18 protein-coding genes are annotated in these 23,683 nt (G+C 61.0%); 11 read left to right on the forward strand and 7 right to left on the reverse strand.

Translation table 11 applies throughout. From position 1 onward, the window contains the following. Nucleotides 1–118 precede the first annotated feature (118 nt). Both A6A03_RS05660 and A6A03_RS05665 read right to left on the reverse strand, forming a co-directional pair. Nucleotides 119–733 (reverse strand): HAS-barrel domain-containing protein, encoded by a 615-nt coding sequence (locus A6A03_RS05660; RefSeq protein WP_066784678.1) that lies wholly within the window; start codon nucleotides 731–733, stop codon nucleotides 119–121. A 5-nt stretch (nucleotides 734–738) separates the two neighbouring features. Continuing rightward, nucleotides 739–1,950 carry a DNA double-strand break repair nuclease NurA gene (locus A6A03_RS05665; protein ID WP_066784681.1) on the reverse strand — a complete coding sequence of 404 codons (1,212 nt, stop codon included), beginning with the start codon at nucleotides 1,948–1,950 and terminating at the stop codon, nucleotides 739–741. 609 nt (nucleotides 1,951–2,559) lie between these two features. On the opposite strand from A6A03_RS05665, the gene A6A03_RS05670 reads away from it, so the two are divergent. Beyond that, the gene (locus A6A03_RS05670) at nucleotides 2,560–4,473 is read left to right on the forward strand and encodes a M23 family metallopeptidase (protein WP_066784685.1); all 1,914 of its coding nucleotides are present in this window, start codon (nucleotides 2,560–2,562) and stop codon (nucleotides 4,471–4,473) included. Between the two features lie 172 nt (nucleotides 4,474–4,645). Further along, the gene (locus A6A03_RS05675) at nucleotides 4,646–5,962 is read left to right on the forward strand and encodes a bifunctional folylpolyglutamate synthase/dihydrofolate synthase (protein ID WP_066784687.1); all 1,317 of its coding nucleotides are present in this window, start codon (nucleotides 4,646–4,648) and stop codon (nucleotides 5,960–5,962) included. A 53-nt stretch (nucleotides 5,963–6,015) separates the two neighbouring features. Here the strand turns inward: A6A03_RS05675 and A6A03_RS05680 are convergent, their stop codons facing one another. The 4 genes from A6A03_RS05680 to hflX all read right to left on the reverse strand — a co-directional run bounded on the left by A6A03_RS05680 (nucleotide 6,016) and on the right by hflX (nucleotide 11,063). Then, the gene (locus tag A6A03_RS05680; protein WP_066784690.1) at nucleotides 6,016–6,804 is read right to left on the reverse strand and encodes an ABC transporter permease; all 789 of its coding nucleotides are present in this window, start codon (nucleotides 6,802–6,804) and stop codon (nucleotides 6,016–6,018) included. Between the two features lie 940 nt (nucleotides 6,805–7,744). Beyond that, a complete protein-coding gene (locus tag A6A03_RS05685) occupies nucleotides 7,745–8,032 on the reverse strand; it encodes a hypothetical protein (RefSeq protein WP_066784693.1) in 288 nt (95 codons plus the stop codon). A 9-nt stretch (nucleotides 8,033–8,041) separates the two neighbouring features. Beyond that, nucleotides 8,042–9,499, reverse strand: a complete 1,458-nt coding sequence (locus A6A03_RS05690) for a hypothetical protein (protein WP_066784696.1) — start codon at nucleotides 9,497–9,499, stop codon at nucleotides 8,042–8,044. 193 nt (nucleotides 9,500–9,692) lie between these two features. Further along, nucleotides 9,693–11,063 carry a GTPase HflX gene (gene hflX, locus A6A03_RS05695; protein WP_172812284.1) on the reverse strand — a complete coding sequence of 457 codons (1,371 nt, stop codon included), beginning with the start codon at nucleotides 11,061–11,063 and terminating at the stop codon, nucleotides 9,693–9,695. A 304-nt stretch (nucleotides 11,064–11,367) separates the two neighbouring features. Between hflX and A6A03_RS20590 the strand changes: the two genes are divergently transcribed. Beyond that, nucleotides 11,368–11,538: a hypothetical protein gene (locus A6A03_RS20590; protein WP_172812285.1), complete on the forward strand. Its 171-nt coding sequence runs from the start codon at nucleotides 11,368–11,370 to the stop codon at nucleotides 11,536–11,538. Nucleotides 11,539–12,044: 506 nt separating this feature from the next. On the opposite strand, the gene A6A03_RS05700 is transcribed toward A6A03_RS20590, so the two are convergent. Then, nucleotides 12,045–13,049 (reverse strand): glycosyltransferase family 2 protein, encoded by a 1,005-nt coding sequence (locus tag A6A03_RS05700; protein WP_066784699.1) that lies wholly within the window; start codon nucleotides 13,047–13,049, stop codon nucleotides 12,045–12,047. Between the two features lie 890 nt (nucleotides 13,050–13,939). Here A6A03_RS05700 and A6A03_RS05705 point away from each other — a divergent pair. The 8 genes from A6A03_RS05705 to A6A03_RS05740 all read left to right on the forward strand — a co-directional run bounded on the left by A6A03_RS05705 (nucleotide 13,940) and on the right by A6A03_RS05740 (nucleotide 23,681). Then, the gene (locus tag A6A03_RS05705; protein ID WP_066784702.1) at nucleotides 13,940–14,653 is read left to right on the forward strand and encodes a GntR family transcriptional regulator; all 714 of its coding nucleotides are present in this window, start codon (nucleotides 13,940–13,942) and stop codon (nucleotides 14,651–14,653) included. After that, complete coding sequence (locus A6A03_RS05710; protein ID WP_066784705.1) at nucleotides 14,650–15,858, forward strand: CaiB/BaiF CoA transferase family protein; 1,209 nt, start codon at nucleotides 14,650–14,652, stop codon at nucleotides 15,856–15,858. The genes A6A03_RS05705 and A6A03_RS05710 overlap by 4 nt, the downstream gene beginning before the upstream one ends. Next, nucleotides 15,858–16,811: a hydroxymethylglutaryl-CoA lyase gene (locus A6A03_RS05715; protein ID WP_066784708.1), complete on the forward strand. Its 954-nt coding sequence runs from the start codon at nucleotides 15,858–15,860 to the stop codon at nucleotides 16,809–16,811. Before A6A03_RS05710 ends, A6A03_RS05715 begins: the two co-directional genes overlap by 1 nt. A 104-nt stretch (nucleotides 16,812–16,915) precedes the next feature. After that, complete coding sequence (locus A6A03_RS05720; RefSeq protein ID WP_066784709.1) at nucleotides 16,916–18,961, forward strand: hydantoinase/oxoprolinase family protein; 2,046 nt, start codon at nucleotides 16,916–16,918, stop codon at nucleotides 18,959–18,961. A gap of 44 nt (nucleotides 18,962–19,005) precedes the next feature. Beyond that, the gene (locus tag A6A03_RS05725; protein WP_066784712.1) at nucleotides 19,006–20,943 is read left to right on the forward strand and encodes a hydantoinase B/oxoprolinase family protein; all 1,938 of its coding nucleotides are present in this window, start codon (nucleotides 19,006–19,008) and stop codon (nucleotides 20,941–20,943) included. Nucleotides 20,944–21,153: 210 nt separating this feature from the next. After that, the gene (locus A6A03_RS05730) at nucleotides 21,154–21,798 is read left to right on the forward strand and encodes an N-carbamoylsarcosine amidohydrolase (protein ID WP_066784715.1); all 645 of its coding nucleotides are present in this window, start codon (nucleotides 21,154–21,156) and stop codon (nucleotides 21,796–21,798) included. Nucleotides 21,799–22,017: 219 nt separating this feature from the next. Beyond that, nucleotides 22,018–22,665, forward strand: a complete 648-nt coding sequence (locus A6A03_RS05735) for a hypothetical protein (RefSeq protein WP_066784718.1) — start codon at nucleotides 22,018–22,020, stop codon at nucleotides 22,663–22,665. Nucleotides 22,666–22,778: 113 nt separating this feature from the next. Then, nucleotides 22,779–23,681 (forward strand): histidine kinase, encoded by a 903-nt coding sequence (locus A6A03_RS05740; protein WP_066784721.1) that lies wholly within the window; start codon nucleotides 22,779–22,781, stop codon nucleotides 23,679–23,681. Nucleotides 23,682–23,683 lie beyond the last annotated feature (2 nt).

Genomic DNA, 23,683 nt, shown 5'->3' on the forward strand with positions numbered 1-23,683 from the left:
GGCCGAGCGGCGCTCGGCCCCGACCGCTCGGCTCGCAATGACAAGCGGGAAGCGGCGCTTCACTCCACAGCGCAAGACCAGCCATAGGGCGCTATGACGATACCGTTACGCTCGCCGGTTACGGCCTAATCCGGTGCAGCAGCGCCGTCAACCGGTCATAATCCTCTTTGAGCAGCCGGGCCAATTCACGGCCCACCCGCACCAGATAGGCCGGGCCGTCACGGCGGGCCAATGCGATCGCGCGGACGGACGCGGCCAACAGTTCATCCGACGGCACGCCGGGAGCGAGCAAAACGGTGCGCAGAAAATCGAGTTGCTCGCCGAACTGCGCCAATTCGGGTGGCTCGCAGGGGTAGACCGAATAATGCACCGGCGGCGGCTGGGGCGGCAGGCGCTGGAGCAAGCGGCCATCAAGCGCGTAACCGACGGTTAGTGCGGCAAACTCGGTTTGCAATACCTCGCCGAGATCGGGATGTTCGCGGTAGATTTGGTCGTCGTACAGATTGCGCCCGCTGTAGGTACGGCCGCGCACAATCGCCCGCCCGCCCGGCTCGCGGCTGCCGGTGTGAATATTAAATACCAGCCCATAAACCGCCAACGCCTGATCGCGGGTCGTGGCCCGCACCAACGCGCCAAACGGCGGCGCAGCCAACAATTCGTAGCTAGCGGCGACAAAATATGTCGTTGACGACTCAATAATCTCGCCAATCCGGCCATTTTGCGGCAACGTCATACGTATCATCCCTGCACAAACTGCTTGCTCTCGCGCTTGGCCGAAACGCCAGCCGGCGCTTCGGCGCGCTGAAGCGCGCCAGAGACCATCTGCTCGAACACACGCCGCTCGGCGCTGCGAATCACCGCCTGCTCGTGGGCGCGTTGCAAGGCGATCGGGTAGCCCTGCCCGCGCGCCGCTTGATCGTAAACCAGCGCATGCACCTGATCGACCCATTCCGGCTGGTCAGCCACCCAACCGGGCAGCTCGACGCGGGCTAGCTCGCGCCCGACCCGCAAGAAAAAGAAGTGAATCTGGTGATGCTCGTACCCTTCAACGCTGATCCGGCTGAGCGAGCGAAAGATCGGGCCACGCTGGCCTTCACCCAAGCGCGCAGCAAAGATATCGGCATCGATCAGGTCTTGGCAGATCATGCACGATGGCGGTTTGCCATTCTTAGCATCGCTGCACTGGGCGCAATTGGCGCCGCGCTGCGCCGTTACATTCACATCGGGGCAGAACATCAAGCGTACCAACCCCACCACTTCCGGCGACCGGCTGCGGCTAATGTACGACGCCACTGGGATCGCGTGTTGGCGCATCCGTTCGAGGTAGGCCAGATATTGCCGCAAAAAGTGATCGCGCACGTTGGCATCAGCATTCGCCAGCGCCCACCGGATCAGGGTGCCGTCTTGCAAGGCCAACCGCGGGATGGCCGGATCGGTCAGCGCGCCGATGGCCAACTCGCCTAACGCCACCCCCTCTTCGACATCGCGCCGCACGCTGAGCAACGCGCCCTCGATCGGAATGCGGCGGGTATCATCGTGAAAAAACAGATCTGCTTCGGCAAAATAGAGCTTTGGAGACGACTCGAGCCGCGCTTCCGGCTGCGCGCCGTAGCGAATATAGACCTTCCCAATGTTGATCAGATAACAACTTACCTCGCCGTGGCGATCGACATCGATATGCGAGCCATCGGTCGCAGCGATGGCGTAATCGGTGGGGATGGGAGGCAGATCACACACTGTCGCAAACGGCTCAACCGGCGCCGCCAGCAGCCAGTTGGTCGATGACTCACTGTATTTGACGGCTGCAGCCCAATGCTCCTCATGGCCAGCCTCAAGCAGATAGCGCGCACGCACCTCGGCGACCCGCGCATCGCGTTGGCGCACCTCCCGCGCCACGGTCTGGCTCATCGTGCGCACCTGCTCACCTAGCGCCGCGAGATTAAGACTCATGCCTGCTCCTTCGCTCACCTGTTCGCATTGTGTAGCATAGAGGATTCGGTGCGGTCTGTCAATGTGGGGGAAGACGGGAAAGCTGTCGCGATCGCGACAGCTTTCCCGGAACACCCTGACAGAGTGAAAAGTAGCCCTCACATCAAGGTTGGCAGTTCGTACATAAACGTTGCGATGATTGCGCCAGTCTCGGCGCTATGAATTCTCGCTTAATGGCAGACATCAGCGCCGGCCCCGATAGCTTGAAATCCGCACAGTATGCAGTCAACGCGAATGCACACTCGTGATTCTGAGCAGACCAGCGCTCTTCACCGAATGCGCGGGCAGCGCTGACCACTTCCGACGCCATCGCCGCCGAACACGCACACCATGTCCGCGTAGCACGATCACCAAGACAATACCTGCATGCCAACTGAGATCAAGCATCGCCTAGATATCTTACTTTTGCGACATTGGCAGCAGCGCTACGCTTGCTATGATACGGCTAAGAAGCGCTTGATAAGCACTCATTCCTTCTACCATCTCCCCACGTGCTTAGCAGATCGCTTGTACGGCCGCAACCTGCCAGCTAGAAGGTTCGTTTCGCCAACTACGAACAGGAGGGGAGCTATGCAGCCGAGCAAGACAGAACCTGCTCTTACCCGGCTACCGTTTGGGATGGTCGTGTTCGTGGTGATGAGTATTATCGTAGCCCTCGTTTCCATCAGCTTTCCGATCAAGCCGGTCATTGCTTCACCGCCCCTTGATCCGGCGTTAGAACAAGCGGTGAGCGCGGCAATCAGAACCCAGCAGCCAAACGCGGCGACCGACCATATCATTGTTTCACCAATTTCGCGTGTCAAAGCGTGGGTCTTTGGCTCCGCCGCCGTCATTCCCCAATCCTCATCTGATGGCGTAACAGATGAAGAAACTGCGCCGCAAATCTTGCTCTTCTTTGCCGAGCAACGAGACGGCGGATGGCAAGTTGCGCTAGAACACACCCCTGCATTTACCCAAGCGCTCACCCAGATCCCCCAACATCTGTTGACGCCAGAACAATGGTCGACCATGCCGACGACGGCTCAATTGAGCGGCGACGGTTCAATGCAGCTCAACTTACCATGGGCAGTGAGAGAGACATGGTATCTCACTGGTGGTCCACACAAAACCTTTCCGCGTGAAACCACGAGATCGGGGCTTGATTTTGCGGTCAACGGCGGTCGTGTGCGAGCGGCCCGAGAAGGGGTAGCCTATACCCCGTGCGGTCAAAATTCGGATCTAGTTCGGATCGATCACCCCGGTGGCTTTAGCACGAACTACTACCATCTCGCTGGGATTGCGGTCACGAATGGGAGTCGGGTCGAACGGTACACGTATCTCGGTATGATCGGCACCGGTACCAGTTGTCTCGGTGGCTCTCAGAGCGGCGCGCATGTCCATTTTTGGATCTCGCGCGGTGGAACTCCAATATCGATTGACGGCATTGATATTGGCGGCTGGACAGTCAGCGCACTTCCCAACGAATATGAAGGTTGTATGACCCGGATTCGCGACGGGTATCGCCAATGCGCTGTTGGCAGGATTACGAACGAGGGCAACTTTCCGCCCAATCCACCCTACCTGATCAGTCCCGACAACGGTGCTATCATCAAGATGGCTACCGTTACCTTGCAAGTGGCCGATGCCGGCGACCCGGATAACTGGCCACGCCCTATCCGCAACTACCTCTTCAGGATTACGAAATCTGACAACTCGTGGAGCGCGAGTTCGGACTGGACCGACAGCACAAGTTGGACTGTGACCCTCCCCAGTGAGGGCAGCTATTCGTGGATCGTGTATGCTGGTGATTGGGAGCTACCGAGCGCAGCGGCTGGCCCGCGCACGCTTACTTACATTCCCAACCGCCCGCCCAACCCGCCACACCTAATCAGCCCGGATAACAACGCTATCATCAAGACAGCCACCGTCACCTTGCAAGTGGCCGATGCTGGCGACCCGGATAACTGGCCGAACCCAACCCGCAACTTCCGCTTCACGATTACGAAAGCTGACAACTCGTGGAGCGCGAGTTCGGACTGGATCGATAGCACAAGCTGGACCGTGACCCTCCCTAGTGAGGGTACTTATTCGTGGATCGTATATGCTGGGGACTGGGAGTTACCGAGCGCGGCGGCTGGCCCGCGCACGTTTACTTACATCCCCAACCGCCCGCCCAACCCGCCACACCTAATCAGCCCGGATAACAACGCTATCATCAAGACAGCCACCGTCACCTTGCAAGTGGCCGATGCTGGCGACCCGGATAACTGGCCGAACCCAACCCGCAACTTCCGCTTCACGATTACGAAAGCTGACAACTCGTGGAGCGCGAGTTCGGACTGGATCGACAGCACAAGTTGGACTGTGACCCTCCCCAGTGAGGGCAGCTATTCGTGGATCGTGTATGCTGGGGACTGGGAGTTACCGAGCGCGGCGGCTGGCCCGCGCACGTTTACTTACATCCCCAACCGCTTCACAACATTCATCCCGCTGACCATCCGCTAAGCACGCCCTCACAATACCCCTGCGCCTAGAGCCGTTGAGAGACAACGGCTCTAGGCGTATGTTTGCGCTTTTATTCCCACTCTTGCCCGGCAATGGTATCATACACCAACGGCGTTCACCCGTCGCGTATCAGCGCTCGCCGGCGCTACGCGGCTTGCGATGAGAGTTTGCTATGCCTATTACCACCTACCAAGCGGCGCTCGACTACATCTACAGTTTTATCGACCCCACCCGGCAGGGTTCGCCTGACCCAGCGATCGCCGCGCACGCGCTGGCCCGGATTACAGCATTGTTGGATGCAGCGGGCAATCCGCACCAGCATTTGCGCGCGGTGGTGGTGGCCGGCACGAAAGGCAAAGGCAGCACCTGTGCGATGATCGAAGCGATGGCCCGCGCGGCTGGGTTGAAGGTGGGATTGTGGACGTCGCCGCACCTCAGTTCGTACCGTGAACGGATCCAGATCGACCGCGAGCCGATCAGCCAGCAGACGCTGATTGAGCTGGTCAATGCGGTGCAACCGCTGGTTGAGGGGTTTGATGTAGCGACCTATGGCCGGCCTAGCACGTTCGATATTGGCTTTGTGATGGCGATGCGCCATTTTGTCGCGGCGCAGGTTGATCTGGCTGTGGTGGAGGTCGGGTTGGGCGGACGCTACGATGCCGCGGCGACGATCACGCCGCTGGTCGCGGTGATTTCGTCGATCAGCTATGACCACATGGCGATACTGGGGCCGACGTTGCGCGATATTGCCTACAACAAGGCCGGTATTATCCGCGCCGGCCAACCGGCGATCACGGTACCGCAGCGCGCTGAAGCGGCAGCGGTCTTCGCCGCCGAAGCGCAGACGGTCGGTGCGCCGCTCTGGCTGGCCGCCGAAGCAGCGGTTGAGCCGTGGCTGGCAGCCGGGCAGCCGTTGGCGTATCCGGCGCCGCCGCAGCCGGGCAAGTTGCACGGCACGTTCCAACGCGAAAACGCGCGGTTGGCGATGGGAGCGGCGCTGCTGCTGCGCGGGCAAGGGTTCACGATTGACGACGCAGCGATCCGGCGCGGGTTGGCCGAAGCGTGGTGGCCGGGCCGGTTTGAGTTGATCGACGGCCCGCCGCGCATCTTGATCGACGGCGCCCACAACGGTGACTCGGCAGAAAAGCTTTGGCAGGCGATTGCCCAAGAGCTGCCGCACCGCCGGATGATCCTTGTCCTCGGCACTTCGCGCGACAAAGACATCGCCGCGATCGCCGCCGCCCTCGCGCCCCACGCCGCGCAGATCATCATCACGCGCGCCAGTCACCCCAAAGCCATGGATCTCGACCGCATCGCCGCCGAGGTGGAGCCGTTTAGTAACACCCCATTACAGATCGTACCGATAGTGGCCGAAGCACTCGCCGTTGCCCGCGCCTTGGCCGGCCCTGACGACCTGATCTGTGTCACCGGTTCGTTGTTTGTTGCCGGCGCGGCGCGCGAGGCATTGGGGTTGGCGGTGGCCGATTAACTTGCTCGACCATCTGGAGCCGGACAGCCGTCCGGCTTTACTGCGCCGTTGCGTCACGACGACGCACTGGTATACGAACGCAACCCGACCCGCCAAAACGCCCGCGCCGCCAGCAGCAACACCCCGGCAATCACCGGCGCTAGCGCGAGATAGAGCGGATCGAGCAGACCGATCAGCGCTGCCGCCGGGAAGGTGGTGAGAAAGGCGATCGGAATGATAAAGGTGAGCACCAGCCGGATCGCCGGGCTATAGGCTGTGACCGGAAAACGCCCCGTCTCATAGATGGCGGTGAGCAGCTCGGTGACATTCTCGACTTGCACCAGCCAGAAGGCAGTTGTCACCAGCAACATCCAAATCGCGTAAGCCATCACGATCCCGCAGGCGAGCAGGAAGGCGAAGGCGAGCAGTTGCAGCGGCGTCGGCCACATCCGCCCCACCCAGAGACCGTAACCGATCAAGCCAAACCCAACCAGTAAATCAGGCAGCACGAGCAGATTAATCTGGCGCAGCGACGCCATAAACTGGCTATCAACCGGCTTGACCAGCACAAAATCGAGCGTCCCTTTTTGAATATGCTCGACGATGCGGGTGATATTCGGGCGCATAATGCCGTCGATCAAGCCCTCGAAGATGCGAAAGAGACCGACGACCAGCAACGCCTGCGGCAACGTCCAGCCGCCGAGCGTGCCGCTAAACTGGAAGAAGACCAGCGTGCCGAGCACACCCCACAGCAGCCACAGGCTGCTCTGGAGGAGCGAGGTGAGGAAGTTGACGCGGTATTCAAGCGCGATTTGCAGGCTATTGTGGGCAAAGAGTGCGAACAGGCGCAGATAGCGGAGCATAGGCTTGAAGCATGATGTAAAAAGACGAAGCGGCAGCCTGACCAGCGATGTCTCAACACTATACACGATCGAGAACGTACTAACAACATCACGTGGCGGCTTGCATGCGCACACGCACTGCACGCGCTGAAGCAGGAGATTGCTTCGCCGCGCTTCGCACGGCTCGCAAGGACAGGCACGTATGTCATTGCGAGGGCGCACAGCGCCCGAAGCAATCCCCCGCTTTCGCGGTGACGACACCTCAACGCGATGCTGCCATCGCCCGCTCTTGCGCTTCCCCGCCAGCCAATGCACGCGCTGAAGCAGGAGATTGCTTCGCCGCGCTTCGCGCGGCTCGCAATGACAGACGGGGGGCGGGGCATCATCTTCTGTCATTGCGAGGGAGTGGCGGCAGCCAGCTACGCTGGGTGCCGCCCGACCGAAGCAATCCCCCGCTTCGGCGGAATACATGCCTGAACGGGTGGCTGCCGTGCGCGCGGGAGATTGCTTCGCCGCGCTTCGCGCGGCTCGCAATGACAGATGGGGACGCGGCGCATGACTCAGCGGATAACTGCCGTGCTCACGGCGACGTCTCCTCAACGCGATGCGGCCATCGCCCGCTCTTGCGCTGCCCTACCAGCCAGCGCCGGCGCTGAAGCAGGACTTGCTTCGCCGCTTCGCGCCTCGCAAGGACCGGCCCGTATGTCATTGCGAGGGAGGTGCGGCAGCCAGCGTCGCTGGCTGCCGCCCGACCGAAGCAATCCCCCGCTTCAGCGGAATGAGTGTCTGAGGGGGTGGCTACCGTGCTCGCAGGAGATTGCTTCGCCGCGCTTCGCGCGGCTCGCAAGGGCAGACGGGAGGGAACGGCAAGAATAGCAGCAGCAACCATACAAACGGCTTGTTCAGCCTACCACGAGGCACCTGCTGCCAGCAAGATGCACGCACGCCGCCCCTCGCCCGCTTACCGCTGCACTAACGGCACGAAGAGACGCGCCGTGCTGCTCACGCCGCCCCAGAAGCCTCCCGTCAGCGTATAACCGCCGCCACTAAGCACACCGCCATCAGGTTGGCCAATCGTGCCGCCGAGCGCATAACTGCCACCGGTGCTAAGGGTAGCGCCTCCACTGTCGATGGTACTCCACGACACATCGTACCCCCCGCCAGATTGGGCCTGCGCCACCGGTGTCACGCTTGCCGCCGGCACTCCGGCCAGCACAGCCAGCACGAAGATGATCAGGATCGCGCGCATGCTCCCCTCCTAATCAACCGAAACTTCAACCGTCCGCACGGTCGCTACCCATGCGGTAAAGGTGGCGCTAGTCGTCACCACAAACCGCAGCGAGTCGCTCGGATCATCCGCCAGCACAATCACCGTCCACGAACTAGCCGCCGGAGTGCTGCCCAAGCTTTCGAGCGGGGTGACGCCGAGCAAACTCGTGGTGCCGTTGATATTGGCAATCACGCCGCTCAAGCGGAAGCCTGCCGAGGCGCCATCCGGCCGCTGGCCAACGATCAAGGCTTCAAAGACCACCGTGCGATCGTCGGAAATAGCGATGCGCTGTGCGCTGCCGTCGAGAAATAACTCAACCGCTGTAGTCGAACCATCCGTCAAATTGCGCAAGACGTAGGTTGAGGTTTGGGCATCGCCGGGAGAAAAGAATGAGCCTGACGCATACGCCATCTGGCCGAAATTGGCCGCTGCGGCCCCTGCGCCGCCGGGAACGGTGGCAAAGATGCCGCTGGCAATGTTCTGATAGCCCCCGCTAACCGTCGATTGCCGGCCACTGGCTTGGTTCGTGTTGCCGCCGCCAACCGTAGCCTCGACCTCACTAGCCGTATTCTGATTGCCGCCGCCAATCACAGTATAAGCGCCGCTAGCCGTATTCTGATTGCCGCCGCCAACCGTGGCATAAGAGCCGCTAGCATTGTTGCCAATCCCTCCGCCAATAGTTGCGAATGAACCCGTGGCATTATTGCCATTACCACCGCCAATCGCTGTACCGATGGCATTGGCGATATTGTAGCCGCCACCACCAATTGTTGCGCCTTCGCCGCTCGCCGTGTTGCCCACGCCGCCACCCACCGTTGCGTATGGCCGATCGCTGGTCGTGCCGGCATTATCGCCGGCTTGATTGTTGTAGCCGCCGCTCACGACGCTGTAATCATCGGTCACGCGGTTGGGGAAGACGTTGCCGCCGCCACCGCCAATCGCTGAGCCAACGACGCCGTTGGTGATACTATTGCCGCTGAAACCGCCGATCAGGTTTGGACTCGTCGCGTTCGGCTGCGTCCGCAACCCCGGCAACGCGAGCGCATACGGCGCCGGCGTGAGCGGTTGGCGCGGGCTGAGCGCGGTGTAGCTGCCGCTGCCCGCCGGGCAACGCACGCTGATCGCCAGCCAGCGCGCATCGCCGTTAAAGGCGGTAGCGCCAAAATCGAGCGCGACGGTGAACACGCCATTCGTCACCGTCACGTTGGTCTTGGTCTGGGTGCTGCCGATCTGGGTACCGGCAGTGGCGTCATCAAATAGGCGAAACTCAACATCGCAGGTTCCGTTTACCGGCCCGCTGCTTTGCGTCAAGCGACCCTGATAGGTGAACGCCGTTCCCAACGCCGCCTGCAACCCCGGCGCCCCGCTCTGCGCCGCCGTGCGCGAGAGGCCCAACCCCATCACCGACAACACGATCACGGCGAGGATAGCAGCCGTGCGCTTCATGCGAATGCTCCTTTAGGCTACGAAATGGTTAAGCATCACAGCAAACCAGCGACGTTGGCAACGATAACGGCAGGCGTTATTGACCCATCGCGGTCTGCTGTGATGCCATCGTAGCAAACGAGCGTCCTCAAAACGTCCTTGGCAACAAAAAACAGGGGCGCAGCTACGCTGCGCCCCCGCCGCAGTTCAAGCGTTACGCGCGGGCAAAACGGGTAAATTGGGCGGCCAACGCCGGCGGCAACCGGCCAACAATATGCGCGCCGTCGCTGCTGAATTCTTCGACCTCAATCACACCGCGCTGCCGCCAGAGGGCCACGAGATCGTTGCGCTGATATGGGATCAACGCATCAACCCGCACCATCCGCTTGGCCAGCGTCTCGACGATCCGCTCGCCGAGCGTCTGCAACCCCCAGCCCTGCTGGGCCGAGACGGCCACAATATCGCCGGGCAATCCCATTTCCGCCGCAATTTGCCCGATACCCTCGGCAGTCGCCCCTTCGAGCAGATCGATCTTGTTGAGCACGGTCAGAATCGGCTTCTGATCCACCCCTAGCTCGCGCAGAGTTTGCTCAACGGTTTGGGCATGCTCTTGGGCGTTGCGGTGGGTGACATCCACCACGTGCAACAGCAAGTCAGCCTCTTCGATCTCCTCGAGCGTAGCGCGGAAGGCGGCGACCAGCTTGGGAGGCAGCTTCTGGATAAAACCGACCGTGTCGGTCATCAGCGCGACAATATTGCCGGACAACAACACCTGCCGGGTGGTCGGGTCGAGAGTGGCAAACAGCTTATCCTCGGCCAACACCTCAGCGCCAGTCATCGCATTAAGCAACGTGCTCTTGCCGGCATTGGTATAGCCAACCAGCGCGATCACCGGCACCCCGCTCTGGCGGCGGCGCTGGCGATACAGCTCGCGGTGACGATGCACATCAGCCAACTGCTCTTTCAGCCACGCAATCCGGCGCTCGATCAAGCGGCGGTCAATTTCAAGCTGCGTCTCACCGGGACCGCGCAGACCAACCACGCCACCCGCCGAAGTACCGCCGCCGGTGCCGGCCTGCCGTTCAAGGTGCGTCCATTGCCGGCGCAGACGCGGCAACAAGTACTGGTACTGGGCCAGTTCGACCTGCAAACGCCCCTCGTGAGTGCGGGCATGGCTGGCGAAGATATCGAGGATCAGACCGGTGCGGTCAATCACCTGCGTCTGCAACTCCTCTTCAAGATTACGGGTCTGGGCCGGGCTCAGTTCATCATCGAACACGATCAGATCGGCCTGCGTCTGTTCACGCAGCGCCGCAACTTCCTTGACCTTGCCGGGACCGATAAAGAACTTGGGCAGCGGTTCGGGCAGGCGCTGAAAAATACGGCCTACCACCTCAAGATCAGCCGTCTTGGCGAGGAGGGCTAATTCATCAAGCGAATCTTCGACTGGCCATGGGCTGCGCGCGCTGGCAATCTCAGCGCCGACTAACAGAGCGCGCCGGCGCGGCGTCGCAGTCGGATAAAGCCGTTTACCGTCGTGAGTACGAATCTCGTTAATAGGAGTCTCCTTTGACTGAAGAACCATTTGCTTCACCATTGATCTCATTGTAGCACTGTCGCCGGGTCGCTTCAAGCTGTTGGCAGGAATGAGGATGACATTGCGCCAACGACCACGAATGGTCTCAACCGCCATCTACGGCAACGAGCGGTTCAGACGCACTTCGCTAGCACAGTAGTAAAGCGACAACCGGTAGTGATTGTTATTTTTCGCACAATCACTAGTGTTCATTATACACTACGATCGATGTGTGGCGAAGGTTGCATATTCGTTGCCATCCGGCGCGAGACAGCGTCGTCGTAGCGTCGCTCAACGATAGAGGAGGTTGGTTATGTATGGCACGTGGCTCGAGTTGACGGCTGCCGAGGTGCATCAGCGCGATCTCATCCGCGATGCCGAACACGAACGGCTGGTGCGCGAAGCGCGTCGCCTCCGCCGCGAACAATCGTGGTGGTACCGGTTGTGGAAGCTGTTGCTGAATGCCCAACTGGTCAGTAAATAGAACTGCGTCGCAGGGCAAGCCGCTAGACGCGCGGGCAGATGTTCGGTAAACGGGCAGCGCTTCGGCTGCCCGTTTGCATTTCTATGGAGTGCGGCAGTCTCACTGCCGCACACATCTCTTTGTCATTGCGAGCCACGCTCCGCGCGGCGAAGCAACCTCCCGCGAGCACGGAATCAACCCGCCCGCTGCACCTACCTGACGGCGGAAGCGGGGGAGCCGCTGTAGGCAGACGAGGCAGTGCGAGAGCGAAACGCAGCAGCGCCCCTCTCCCACTGACGTGGGAGAGGGGCTGGGGGTGAGGGCCACCCCTCTCCCAGCGGGGGAGGGGTTGGGGGTGGGGGCAACAAGGTACATCGCCGCGTCGCTATGGCGTGCGGCAGGATAACCGCCGCCGGTTGCTAACACCCCTCTCCTCGTGCTGCGATTGCGGGCCAGCGGCCCGCGCTCCCCGTTGTCATTGCGAGCCACGCTCTGCGCGCCCGCAGCAACCTCCCGCGAGCACGGAATCAACCCGCTACCAACGCTGCCAAGCGCCGTTGGGTACGCAGCGCGGCCACCGGCCCGCCGGGAGGTTCGATCCAGCGGGCTAAGGCGGAGAGCGAAGCGGTGCGGCGGGCCTGAATAATCCGGCGTTGCTGTTGCAAGACCGGCCATTCGGCCAGCGCCATCAGGCGACCGGCAACCATGTCCGCCTGCCGGCGCAATGCGGCATACGCCAGCGCCATGCCGTCGTAGGCCAGTATTGCCGGCAAGCAGGCGACCAGCAATGGCGTTGGCAAGCAACGGATCAGCATGCGAATCCGGTTGCGGCCGAGCAGACGCTGCTTGAACGGACTGAACATGCCGGCAGTGGCCGAATAGACGTGGCGAGCGCGGGCACGCGGAGCCAGCACGCACTCCCAGCCACGCAATTGGGCCCGCCACGCCAGATCGGCGTCTTCGAGATAACTGAAAAAGTCGGCAAAGAAGCCGATGTCGTCGAGCATCGCGCGCCGCAGCAGCGCCAAACCGCCACTAGCGCCAAAGACCAACTGGGGCTGGGCCGGCAGATCAGACACCGGCAGCCCCAGCGCCCGATCGGTGGCAATGCCGTCAGCCTGAAAGCGAATCCCGGCCCCAGCTACCACCTGCGGGTGGCGGCTGAAGGTCAAGACCCCAGCGGCCCAACCCGCCGCCGGCTGATCGCGCAGCGCCTCCCACAACGCATCCACGCAACCCGGCTCGGCCAGCGCGTCGTCGTTGATCAGCCAGATCAACTCGCCGCGCGCCACTGCGATGCCAGCATTCACGCCGCCGGCAAAACCGGTGTTGTAGGGCAGCTCGATCACCCGTACCGCCGGCAGATGGGTGCGCACCCACGCGCCGGCCCGGTCGCGCGAGCGGTTATCGACCAGCACAATTTCGTCATACGGGCGCAACTGCGCCTGCACCGCGCCGAGGCAGGCCGGCAGGTAGCGCAGGGCGTGGTAAGTGGGGATGACCACCGAGATGGGTGGGCGGGCAGTAGCCATACAATGCTCACGATAATAACGACACCACGCGCGTGATTGTAGCGCATGTAGGGGGGTGAGGGTCAATGACCAAGACGCAAAGCGAGCTAAGGCGCAGAGATGCTCAACGCAAAGACGCCAAGCACGCAGAGGACGCAAAGGGGTTCGGGGAAGAGTCACCAAGAGATGCCAAGAGACACCAACCATCAACCTCATGGTTTTGTGCCTTTTGCGTATCTTTGTGGCTCTTTGGCTCAGTACCCTCCCCCACTGCACGGAAGCGGAGCGCTGCGGCGTTCCGCTCTCAGCACCGCCGTACCCGCTACGCAGCGGGTGGCATAGCCACAAAAAGACACAAGAGGCACAAAAACGTACAATATTTGTGCCTTTTGCGTATCTTTGTGGCTATTTGGCTCAGTACCCTCACCCCCACCCCCGCTCCCACTGCACGGAAAGCGGAGCGCTGCGGCGTTCCGCTCTCAGCACAGCTTCCTCATTCCCACGGTTGATCTGCCCCCACCCCTAGCCCCTCCCCCGCTGGGGGAGGGGTTGGCGCCTCCTCCCGCTGGGGGGAGGAGGCGAGGAGGGTGGCTGCACGAGAAGAGCGAGACGGGGCCGGGGGTTAACGCAAAGACGCAAAGGGAGCAAAGGCGCAGAGGATTTACACGCAAAGACGCAGAGGGTTGGGAATGGGAAGGAGGAAGCTAGCTGTATATGGAGCCGCACAGCCGTGCGGCGCTACAGGGTGCTTGACACCTCTACCGTCCTCTGGTATATTGTATACAATCTTTCCAAGGCATAACTAATATAACAATTCAGCATAATTGCGTTTTGATACGCCTTTATAACGCTAATCGTACGCCGCTTTACCGTGCTTGCATGCGCTCTACCAGCTACTACAGCGAATTGTAATGACTAAATTGTATACATCAGATGAATCTTCTGCAGATCAGGTGTACCAGCGCCTGCGCCGGTTGCTGATCGAAGGCCATTACCCGCCCGGCTCCCGGTTGGTCGAAGAGCGGTTGGCTAGCGATCTCGGCGTGAGCCGCACCCCAGTGCGGCAGGCACTGGTGCGCGCCGCCGCCGAGGGGTTGGTACAGATCTTCCCTAACCGCGGCGCAGTCGCGCGCAGTTTTACGATTGATGACCTGCTCGAGATGTATGACTTGCGCGCCTTGCTCGAAGGCCATGCCGCATTTCTGGCCGCCCAACGCATTACACCGGATCAGTTGGCCCGTATGGAAGCCGCCGCCGCGGCGCTGGAAGATTCGCTGAACCACACCTTTGCTCGCCGCGAAGACGAAGTGCATTTTCTGGTTGAGCAGAATGCGGTCTTTCACCAGACGATCGCCGAGGCCGCCGGCAATCAACGCCTGATTGCAATGCTCAACCAGATTGTTGCGGTGCCGTTGCAGTTTCGCTCGTTCTATTGGTATCGCAAAGAAGAGCGCCAAATTTCTAATTTTTTTCACCGCAGTATTCTCAATGCGCTCACCCTTGGCGATGGCGATCGCGCCCGCGCTATGATGCGCGAGCATATTTTCTATGGTCGAGATGTGTTGTTGCAGAGCCGGCGCGCGGAATCGGCTGCTGTCGCGTCCGGCGAGGAGAATGAACTGTGAGCCGCCAACGTCCGCCGCGACCGCTCGATGATATCCGGGTGCTCGAATTGGGCGCGTTTTTGGCCGGGCCGTTTTGCGGCCAGTTGCTGGCCGATTTCGGCGCCGAGGTGATTAAGGTCGAACCTCCCGGCAAGGGGGATCCGATGCGTGAGTGGGGCCGCCATCGCTATCAGGGCCGCACGCTGTGGTGGCCGGTTTTGGCCCGCAATAAGAAGTCGATCACGATTGATTTGCGCACTCCCGAAGGGCAGGCGCTGGTCAAGCGGATCGTGCCCCACGTGGATATGGTGCTGGAGAATTTTCGGCCCGGTACGCTTGAAGAGTGGGGGTTGGGTTGGGAAGAGTTGAGCGCGCTGAATCCCGGTTTGATCATGATCCGGGTGAGCGGGTTTGGCCAGACTGGCCCGTACCGCGATAAGGCCGGCTTTGGGTCGATCGGCGAGGCAATGGGTGGCATTCGCGCAATTACCGGCTTCCCCGACCGCCCGCCCACTCGCATCGGCATCAGCATCGGCGATTCGCTCGCGGCGACGTTTGCGACGATCGGCGCGCTTGTCGCGCTCCATCAACGCCAGCGCAACGGGCAGGGGCAGGTGGTGGACATCGGGATTTACGAGGGGGTGCTCGCCCTTATGGAGAGCATGATCCCCGAATATCAGTTGACCGGCCATATCCGTGAGCGCACCGGCAATGTCTTGCCCAATGTCGCCCCCTCGAATATTTACCCCACTGCTGATGGCGGTTGGTTTGTGATCGGGGCCAATGCCGATACGATTTTTACCCGTCTGGCCCAAGCGATGGGCCAACCCGAATTGGCCCGCGACCCGCGTTTCGCCACGCACCACGCGCGCGGCGAACACCAAGCCGAACTCGATGACCTGATTGCGGCGTGGACGATCAATTACACCGCTGATCAACTCCAAGCCATGATGGACGAGTATGGCGTCCCGGCGGGCAAGATCTATACCGCTAAGGAGATGTTGAGCGATCCGCATTTTCTCGCTCGCCAGTCAATTGTCGGCGTGCCTGACCCTGATTTGGGCGAGATCAAGATGCAGAATGTCGTGCCCCGGCTTTCGGCTACTCCCGGCGGAATTGATTGGACGGGGCCGGCCCTCGGCCAGCATAACCGCGAGGTGTTTGTCGATCTGCTCGGCTTGAGCGAAGACGAGGTAGCGGCGTTGCAAGCGAAGCGGGTGATTTGATGGAAGCGGTGACGATCATTGATGTCGCGCCTCGCGATGGCTTGCAGAATGAGCCTGAGGTGCTAGAGGTCACAACACGGGTTGAGCTGATCGAGCGCCTGCTTGCGGCTGGCGTGCCGCGAGTGGAGATCGGTTCGTTTGTCAATCCGCGGCAAGTGCCACAGATGGCCGGCGCCGGCGAGATTGCGCGCCTGCTCGCCGAACGCGGTCACAATCTGGCCGCTCGCGCCAGCAACGACACATTTCGCTTTACGGCGCTCGCCCCCAACCAACGTGGCTACGAATTGGCCGCCGCCGCCGGCTTGCGCCACGTCCGCTTGGTGCTGGCGGCCAGCGATGGCCTCAATCAGGCCAATTTCAAGCGCACCACCGCCGATTCGCTGGCTGAGTTCAGCCAATTGGCGCTACGTATTCACCACGACGGCATTGCGTTCGGGGTTGCGATCGGCGCGTCGTTCGGCTGCCCCTTCGATGGCTATGTCTCGCCCGAACGGGTGCTCTCGATTGCTGAACATGCCGCCGATATGGGAGCGAACGAGATCGTCTTCGCTGACACCACCGGTATGGCGGTGCCGACACAGGTGGCTGCGTTGTGCGCGATGGCCGTGCGCCGATTGCCGCACGTCACCCTCACGATCCATCTCCACAATACGCGCAATACCGGCTATGCCAACGCCTTCGCCGCATGGCAAGCCGGTATCCGTTCATTCGATGCGGCTTTGGGCGGGATCGGCGGCTGCCCCTTTGCCCCTCGCGCCGTCGGCAATATCGCCAGCGAGGATCTGGTTCACATGTTCAACGGCATTGGCGCACCGACCGGGATCGACCTGCCAGCCTTGCTGGCCGCATCCGATTGGCTGAGCGCAACGCTGGGCCGGCCCTTGCCGGCGCTGACCGGCAAGGCTGGGCCGGTCTATGCGCAGGTGGCGACACCGGCAAACCACCGGTCATAAAGCGGGCCATACGCGAGTCATACCGTCTCCCCCTTCTCGCAGCGGGTGGCGCAAGGGCGGGGGGATGAGGGCAGAAATAGCTGTTTCAACGGGAGGAATGGAGCATGAGTTACCGTATCGGAGTCGACGTCGGCGGTACCTTCACCGACCTTATGCTCTTCGATGAGGAGAGCGGGCGCTATTGGCGCCACAAGACCCCCTCCACACCCCACGATCCGTCAGAGGCGGTGCTGGCCGGGATCGCGGCCATCTGCCGGCAAGCCGGGATTGCCCCATCACAAGTCGCCCAGATCATGCACGGCACCACCGTCGCCACCAACGTCATTCTCGAAGGCAAAGGCGCGCGTGTCGGTCTGATCACGACCGAAGGCTTTAAGCAGATTTTGCATCTTGCCCGCTCGCAGACGCCGGGGCCGTTGGCAGGCTGGATGATTATGATCAAGCCGGAACCGCCGGCGACGCTAGCCGATACCCGCGAGGTGTCCGAGCGCATGAGCGCGCGCGGTGAGGTGGTGCGCCCGCTCGACGAGACTCAAGCCGAGGCGGTTATGCGCGAGCTGGTCGATTCGGGGATCGAGTCGCTGACGATTTCGCTGATCAATTCCTATGCCAACCCCGACCACGAGCGCCGCCTCAAGACGATTGCCCAGCGCATTGCCCCCCACCTGCCGGTGACCATCTCGTATGACGTGCTGCCGGAGTTTCGCGAGTATGAGCGCACGCTCACCGCAACCATGAACGCTTATGTCAAGCCAAAGGTCAAGACCTACGTTCACAACCTCGATCAGCACTTGCGCCAGCAAGGGGTGCAAGCCAAGCTCAACATTCTCCGCTCTGACGCCGGCCTGATGACCGCCGAGACGACCGAGGAGAACCCGGTCTACACGCTGCTTTCCGGCCCATCGGGTGGCGTGGCCGGCGCATTGCACATCGCCATCCGCGCTGGGTATCCCAATATCTTGACCTTCGATATGGGTGGCACGTCGACCGACGTCTCGCTCTGTATGGGTGAGCCGAACATTGCCCGCGAGACGGTGCTCGGCTATTTCCCGGTGAAGGTGCCCTCGGTCGATGTGCGCTCGGTTGGCGCCGGCGGCGGCTCTATTGCCCACGTGCCTACCCTCACCCGCGCGCTGCGCGTTGGCCCGCAGAGCGCCGGCGCGGTGCCCGGCCCGGCCTGCTACGGCAAAGGCGGCACTGAACCGACCGTCACCGATGCCAATCTGGTCTGCGGCTACCTGCCGCCAAGCATCCTCGGCGGCGCGATGCAGCTCGATGTGGCCGCGGCCAAAGCGGCGGTGCAGAAGATCGCCGATGCGACCGGCCTCAGCCTGATGGATGCCGCCGAAGGGATTTTGCGCATCGTCAACGAGAATATGTTCGGCGCGCTGCGGCTGGTCAGCGTGCAACGCGGCTTCGACCCGCGCCAGTTTGCCTTGATGGCCTTCGGCGGGGCCGGCCCGCTCCACGGCAATGCGCTGGCCGAATTGCTCGGCTGCTACCCGGTAATCGTGCCACCCGCTCCCGGTCTGCTCTGCGCGCTCGGCGACCTCAGCGCCGACTATCGCGACGAGTTCGCCCGCACCTACATCCGCACCGTCGATCGGGTTGAGCAAGAGGAGATGGTCGGTATGCTGCGCGAGCTGGGCCGCGAAGCTCGCACCATGCTCGCTGCCGAAGCCATCCCACCCGCCCGCCAAGAGATTCGCTACTTCGTCGATATGCGCTACTACCGCCAAGGCTACGAAATGCCGATTGCGGTCAGCGAGGCCGAATTCGAGCAAGACCTGATCCCGCTGCTGGTGCAGCGCTTCAACGACCTGCACGATCGCACCTATGGCTTCATGCTCGACAGCAACGTCGAGATCGTCAATCTGCGCGCTGTCGGCATTGGCCGGGTGACGAAGGTGGAGTTGCCCGAAGCCGAGCCGGGTGATGCCGATGCCAGCAGCGCCTACACCGGCGACCACCAGATCTACCGCCACGGCGAATGGATCACGGCCAAGCTCTACGACCGCAACAAACTGCGCCCCGGCATGCAGGTCGAAGGCCCGGCCATTATCACCGAAGTCGATAGCACGACGGTGGTGCTGCCTCACCACACCGCAACCGTTGATCGCTACTTCAACCTGTTGATCAATCGCAGCTAACCGCCGGTGCGGTCTTGCGCCAAGCCGAATAGCGAGGAACAACGATGGCAACCAATCTCAAAATCGCGTCGATTCCCCAGATTGAGATCGATCCGGTCACGCTCGATATTATCGAAAACGCGCTCAAGAACACCCGCTACGAGATGGACGCTGTGCTCTACCGCACAGCGATGAGTCCGGTGATCCGCGAGCAGCACGACCAGTTTCCGATGATTACCGATCCGCACGGGCGGATGATCGTCGGCCAGTTCGGTTCGTACATCGCCGGCCTGCTCGACCATTGGGATCAGACGATCGAACCCGGCGATGTGATTTTGCTCTCGGATCCCTACCTCTGCGGCGGTGCGATCAGCCACATCAACGACTTGCTGGTAATGCTGCCGATCTTCTATGGCAAGGGTGAGGATCGCGAACTGATCGGCTGGGCCAGTATGTTCGGCCATGCCCAAGACGTGGGCGGGCCGCTGCCCGGCTCGCTGCCTACCAACGCCACCACCATCTTCGGCGAAGGGTTGCGGCTGCCGCCGGTCAAGATCTACGAACGCGGCAAACTCAACCGGGCCGTGCTCGACATTATGCTGAATAACGTCCGCCAGCCAGAAATGAACCGCGCCGACCTGATGGCAATTATCGCCAGTTGCCGCACCGCCGAAAAGCGGGTGATCGAGCTGTGCGACCGCTTCGGCAAAGATGTCTATCTGGCCGCCACCCAAGCCCTGCTCGACCGCACCTATCGGGCGATGAAGGAGCTGATCCTGCGCAACCTGCCCGAAGAGCCGCAGTCGTTTGAAGATTATGTTGATGACGACGGGTTGGGCAACGGGCCGTTCAAGATGAAGCTGACGATCTGGCGGCAAGGCCACGAAGCCTACTTCGACTGGACGGGCACCGACCCGCAGGCGATGGGGCCGATCAACTTCTACCTCAACGAGTCGATGTTCAAGATGTTCATCGGCGTCTACCTGATCATGGTCTTCGACCCGCAAATCTTGTTCAACGACGGCTTCTACCCGCTGCTGCACGTCACTATGCCCAAGGGCAGCCTCATCCAACCCGAATTTCCGGCGGCGCTGGGATGCCGCACCCATGCCCTCACCCGCCTGTTCGACGTGCTCGGCGGGGCGTTGGCCAAGCGCGCGCCAGAGTTTACCACCGCCGCCGGTTATGGCACTTCGCCCTACCTGCTCTATTCCGGCTACGACAAAGACGGCGAATTCTTCTATCTCATGGAGATCAACTACGGCGGCATCCCCGGCCGCCCGATCGGCGATGGAATGGACGGGCATTCGTGGTGGCCGCTCTTCACCAACATCCCCACCGAATACCTAGAGAGCTACTACCCGATCCGGATCGAGCGCTACACCAGCATCATGGATTCAGGCGGCGCCGGTTTTCACCGCGGCGGCAACGGCATCGAGAAGATCTACACCTTCCTCGAACCGGGAGAAATCTCGATCCACGACGACCGCTGGCTGACGCCGCCGTGGGGCAACGTCGGCGGCAAGCCGGGCAGCCGGTCGAGCAAGCTGCTGGTGCGTACCGATGGCAGCCGGCAGGTACTGCCGAGCAAATGCGACCAAATCGCTGTCGAACCGGGTGATCAACTGATCTACCGCACTGCCGGCGGCGGCGGTTGGAAAGACCCGCTCACCCGTCCGGCAGAGGCGGTGCAGCGTGATGTGCGCTATGGGTTGGTCAGCCGGGAAAAGGCGCTCAACGACTACGGCGTGGTGCTAACCGAGACGCTTGAGATTGATGCAGCCGCCACCGAAGCCAAACGCGCCGAGCTGGCCGCCGCGCGCGGCGAAATCAAAGGCTTCGACTTCGGCCCGCCGCTCGAAGAGCTGCTCGCCAACGCCGAAGCCGAGACCGGCCTGCCCGCGCCGCGCAAACCGCAACCAGTGCGGTGGGCTATGGCCCGCGCCGCCCGGCGCGAACGCATGGCCCAACCCGCCGAGCAACGCGCGGTCACAGCGGACTAGCAGGGACGCGGCATGCCTCGCCCCACCCATCCACCAAAATGGACGGGCGAGGCATACCTCGCCCCACCCATCCACCAAAATGGACGGGCGAGGCATACCTCGCCCCTCACACCCACCAAAATGGACGGGCGAGGCATGCCTCGCCCCACACACCCACCAAAATGGACGGGTGAGGCATGCCTCGCCCCGCACCCTATCCAACGAGGCTCTATGACCACCTTCGACCATCTTGCCGACGACTACCGCCAGCACGGCCTCGCCGGACGGATCGGCTTCGGCGAACGCCCGGCGCTGTTAGTGATCGACTTCATCAAAGCCTACACCACCCCCGGCTCGCCGCTGTATGCCGCTCCCGGCGTACCGGATGCAGTGCGCGCCAGCCAACCGGTGTTAGCCGCGGCCCGCGCCGCCGGCATCCCGATCATCTACACCACCGTCGCCTACGCACCCGATGGCCGCGACGGCGGCATCTTCGTGCAAAAAGTGCCGGCGCTGCGCCAGCTCACCCACGACTCGCCGCTGGTGGCAATCGTTGACGAGCTGCGCCCGCAAGCCGGCGAACTGGTGATCGAAAAGAAATACGCCAGCGCCTTCTTCGGCACCCACCTCGCCGCCACCCTCACCGCACTGCGGGTTGACACCCTGATCATGGTTGGCTGCTCCACCAGCGGCTGCATCCGGGCCAGCGCCGTCGATGGCATGCAACACGGCTTTCGCGTGATTGTACCCCGCGAATGCGTCGGCGACCGCGCCCCTGAACCGCACCTTGCCAACTTATTCGACATCAACGGCAAATACGGTGACGTGGTTGCGGTTGAGGAGGTATTAGCGTATTTACGTCTATCAAGGCCATGAAACCGTTACATTGTAACGATGAACGATCATTACAACCATCGTAGAACCTGAACCCTCAAACAGATCACTCCAAGAGCACGATATTCGGTGGATACTACCAAATTCACGTAAAATATTTCTTCTTGACTTCGTGTCAAGATGGTATTATTATGATACATACGGCATCTACTCTGATGCCGGCGTTTTGCGTTTCTTATAGAAAGTGTACGGTCTTAAGCGATGAGCCACCGCTATCGCTGGGTCTTTCTGGCAGGTGTGGTCGTCGCGCTCAGTGGTTGTCTGTCGACCCTACCCACAACTGTAGATGTGAACGGGCCATTGCCGGCTACCTTACCGCCACTAGCGCAAACCTTGCGCGCCACGATAGCGCCGACAAATCTTGTCCCGGCGCAGGAAACTGCTGTGCCGACAAGCACGATGACTACGACCGCGGCGATTATTGTTGCGACACCGCCGCCAGCCACCGTAGCGCCGCCGACACCTACCTTAGCCCCAGCGCCAACCCTCGTCTTGCCAACGTTGCCGGTCTTGTCGAACGAAGAACGTTGGCGATTGCAACAGATCGATCGCCAAATCTTTCCAGAACCCCGTTTATATACCACGAAACAGAGTGAGTTATACTGGTACGATCCAGTTAACCAGCAATCTGTATTAATCGGCATTATAAATGGTGAATTTATGGCACAAGCCACATTCATTTTCCGCGAAAATAATCAACCATCACTTGAAGTGCCATACCACGTCAACCATTCTTATGGAATTTCTGCCCTTTCTCCCGCTGTAATCGAACGTATTCACGCCGCAGGATATGATGAGTGGATTGAGACGTTCGTTTTTCTGACCCCTGATGTGCAACCGAAAGGCTAGGTTTACCAGTTACCGGGTTACAAGCTGGTTAGGAAACGGTTGTATAATCATTTTGGTCTGGTCAATTTTAGATAGTTCTGCAGCTATAGTTTAGTAAGGAAGAAGGAACCGCCGTGAGCAGTCGCTATCTCGAAATGGTGCGTGGACAACGCCGAAGAGGCGGGTGGCAGTTCACATCGAAGTCATTGCTCGCCATCCTTGCGTTCATCGCCATGATTGGCTCTGCGGTCTATTGGTGGGGTGTCCAGAGTCAATTAACCGGCAATTGGATTATCGCTGCGGCATACACTGCCATTCTAGTGTTGGCGCCGCCGAGCCTGATGTCATTCCTCATCCCATGGTCGCCGGGTGGGATGCTCTTGCAAAAAATTAACGCCAAGACATGGGGTTATGCCGTGGTGATAGCCGCCACGATCTACCTTGTGTATTATTCCTTTGAAATTCAATGGACATGGTGGGCATCGCAGCCAGTGGTTCAAAGCACCGGGTTAGTCATCCAACAGGTCTTGATTGGCATCATCGGCTTTATCATTATCCCTGCGCTCTTATGGACACCAGTGACCTCTGAGGAGCTGGTTGAGCAGGTGCGCCAAGCCCATTTGGTGCGTCGCTACGAGCTGCAAACACAGGCTGACATTGCTATTCTGCGCGCTACCCTGCTGCGCGCGCAAGAGAAGGCGTTGATCGGGTTTGCCAACCTCACCGTGCAGGAGCGCGAGGAATTGGCCGCCGTGATGCGTGGCTTGGTCAAAGGTATTGACGCAACCCTACGCGATATTGGCGAAAGCGTGAGGACGGTGAGCGGGGCGACGGTGCCGTTCAATAGCCTCGAAGACAATGAGGATATCCAGAAGTACCTTGATTTTGTCGCCGAAACGCTGACCGACAATGCGCTCTTGCCCCGCCGCTCATCGGCCACGGGCCAGCATGAAGCGGCAACTCGCCAGCTCTCATCGCGTGAAGAGGAAGAATATTACGAAGATGACCGGCGTACGCGCGCGTTGCGACAACGCTAGCT

This window comes from Chloroflexus islandicus (assembly GCF_001650695.1).
Taxonomy (GTDB): domain Bacteria; phylum Chloroflexota; class Chloroflexia; order Chloroflexales; family Chloroflexaceae; genus Chloroflexus; species Chloroflexus islandicus.